Here is a 3210-nt window from a genome sequence, read left to right on the forward strand (position 1 = left end):
TTGGAAAGAAAAAGGGTTTGCGGTTAAGAAAGGCGAGAAAGGAATCCAGATCCTTGTTCCAAACCGAACTGTAGCAAGATTTAAAGACAAAGATGGGACATGGAAATCCGTTACAAAGGCGAGTGAGCAAGAGAAAAAACAAATTGAATCTAAAAACGTAGAAGTGAAACCAGGTCGCTTATATTTTGCTGTGGGCCATGTGTTCGATGTGTCGCAAACGAACGCAAAAGCCGAAAATCTTCCTCGTATCTTTCCGAATCGTTGGTTGGAAGGAAGCGTTACAGATTACAAGAGTTTGTACAAAGGAATGGAAGCCATTGCGGAAAAAAACGGTGTGAAAATCATTGCACCCAAAGCGGAGCTGGGTGTTTCAAAAGGCGTGAGCTATACCCTAACAAAAGAGGTTGCTTTGAATCCACGAAACAGTGAATTGCAAAATGTAAAAACCTTACTTCATGAATTGGCACATGCCAAACTTCATACCGCAGAGACGCATATGAATTACACAGCGCCAGAAAAAGAGTTCCAAGCAGAAATGACAGCTTATGCCGTTTCTTCTTATTTTGGAATTGATACAAGCGAATATTCGTTAGGATATTTAGCGAACTGGACACAAGGAAAAGAAATGAAGGATAAAACGAAATTATTAAAAGAAGTACATGAAACTTCGATTGAATTTATTGAAACAATTGAAAACACACTAGAGAAGGACAAAGAACAAATAAATGAAAAAGAGGTGGAAAGTATGGCAAATAGAAATGAAAAGCAGGACGAAAAAAATATTTTGTTGGTTGAATACATGAGTTTAAGTAACACGACACAAGAACTGGTTTCTGTTGCAGAGTTAAGGGAACAAGCAGATAGGAACCGTGCGTTTGAACCTGTAGAAGGTGCAGAAAAATTGAGTGATAAAGAATTTATTGAAGCATTTAATGAGGCGAATCAAGAAAAGTATGCAGCATTAAATCAGGACGAAATTAATCGTCCAACTATGTTAGTTCAATGGAGCGACAATGAAACTTTTAAGAATAATCAACTGATTCCATTTGGAGAAGCAAATGAAAAAATGGCTGGAGTTATTACAAGTATTGAAAAAGCAAGGGAAGAAGCTAGAGAAAGAGGTGAAACCATCCCTTACGATCAAGCTCGTTATCATATTGCCATTCCAAAAGAAGTAGATAGGGATTTTGGGAGAATGGAGCTTGTGAGTATGGATCGTATGAATATGGGAGATGGGGACTACAAGACACCATATGAGCAAGTATTAAACGAGAAAAGGTATCTATCGGATGAAGTGAAACAAGCGTTACGAGACGAGGTAGTGAATCATAGAAACAATAAAGAAATACCGATGGAAAAAGTACAAGAAAATACATTAGAAAAATCGAAAGAGACATCCAACCACTTAGTTACAATTGAAGTATTAGCAAATGGTATGCAAGATGAAGAACTGGCAAGAATCCACATGATGGATGCCGTTACGAAAGATATAAATTATTTATCTGTATGGAATCAAGATAAAACAAATCGGGACGATTTATACGTTTCCCTCATGGAAAAGAACGGGAAACGAGAAAATGTCTATTTAGATAACATTTTGAAACCTGATTTATATGAAAGGGTTCAAAGTTCTATCTTTGATGGGAGAGGAAATTTGTCATTTGTTGTGTATGAAAAGGATGCAAATATGAGTCTAGATGAATTGGTAAAAGATGAACGATATGGACACTTAGTTGATAAAGCAGAGGGACAAAAAGATTACTCATTTAATGAAAAAGAAGTGGAATTATATAAAGAAATGAAGAAAGATGGATATGCACCTATTGCTTCTCTAAATCAACAAATTCAACCTTCAAAAGAAAAGGAATCAACTATATTAGATAAGGATTTAAGCCGAAAATTCGAGGCATACAGACGTTCAAAATATGAAGAAACACCAGATGATATTGATAGTATTGTCACTCGTGTAAAAGCTGAAGAGCGATATTATACTACAAAGTATGTTTCGATTGATAATGAGTTGGTAAGCCAAGAACACGTTGTGAAATTAGAAAATCGGGTGGATGAGAAACTTGGGAAAGAAGGAATAACGGTGAATCAGTCTACAACTTCAAAGGAAATGGATGTAGATAAAAAATTTCAGCCATTGAACGGAAAACAAACGAATAATAAAGAAAAAGAAAAGGAGCCAGAGCCTGGTAATGTAGAGCAGTCGAAGGCTACAAAGAAATCAAGTAGAAAAAGAGAAACAATGGAAATGGAACGATGAAAAGATGAAAAATTTTATAACAGGAACGCCAGATTAAATCATTTTTTGTTACTCAATTGAGAAAACAGAAAGTGATTTTTTTATATCTAGAAATGAAGGAGGGTAAAAGGAAAAGCCCTCTTTCTCATTTGTAAAACGAAAGGAGAGAATGTCATGAATGTATGGCTGTTTGCGAGCTGTATGTTCCTTGTAGCAGTCTTTTTGAACACATTGTTATTATTCGTTCACAGAATGATAAAAAAGCAAAGAAATAAGAAATGGAAGCGTAAAACTGAAATTGCAGATTAATAGGAGGGACTACGTATGGGAAAAACGTTATTTATTGCTGAAAAGCCAAAGGTAGCTGTTGAATTATTAAAATCACCTAGATTTAGAAACTCACAAAGGTATCCAGGGAGCAAGCCGTATTATGGCTACTATGAAAATGAAAAATACATTATTAGTTGGTGCCGTGGGCATTTATTAGAGCTAAAACATCCGGAAGAAATGGATGAACGATACAAAGAATTCAAATTTGATCACTTGCCAATTATTTTAGAGCCGGAATATAAAGCGAAATCGGATAGTCTTGAACAAATTCAAATATTAGTGAAGCTTTTAAATCGTCCTGATGTAGATCATGTGGTCAACTCCTGTGATGCGGATAGGGAAGGTGAGCTTATCTATCGTGAGATAGTTGAACATGCAGGTGTGGACAAACGAGAATCCCGTCTTTTTATCTCTTCCTATGAGGCCGCAGAATTAGAAGGAGCCTTAAACCGATTAGAACCAGGAACAGGCTATGACGGGCTTGCGCAATCCGCTAAAGCAAGGCAATACCTGGACTATATTCTAGGGATTAATGTTACAAGGGGCTGTACATCCAAACTAGCAAGAAACCAATTCTTATTGGCTTCTGGTCGTGTTCAAATGTGTATCTTGAATGAAATCCGTCAGAGAGA

General features: G+C 36.4%; 3 protein-coding genes. All 3 read left to right on the forward strand.

The features are described 5' to 3' along the window. A partial coding sequence (locus tag JDS95_RS30290; protein WP_199691035.1) for an LPD25 domain-containing protein occupies window positions 1–2269 on the forward strand: 2269 nt, incomplete at its 5' end. A gap of 153 nt (window positions 2270–2422) precedes the next feature. Further along, a complete protein-coding gene (locus JDS95_RS31675; RefSeq protein ID WP_255535870.1) occupies window positions 2423–2557 on the forward strand; it encodes a hypothetical protein in 135 nt (44 codons plus the stop codon). A 15-nt stretch (window positions 2558–2572) separates the two neighbouring features. Then, window positions 2573–3210 (forward strand): toprim domain-containing protein (locus tag JDS95_RS30295; protein ID WP_242474212.1); only part of this gene is annotated, 638 nt, incomplete at its 3' end.

The sequence above is a fragment of the Bacillus cereus group sp. N24 genome, assembly GCF_016483345.1.
Lineage (GTDB): Bacteria > Bacillota > Bacilli > Bacillales > Bacillaceae_G > Bacillus_A > Bacillus_A toyonensis.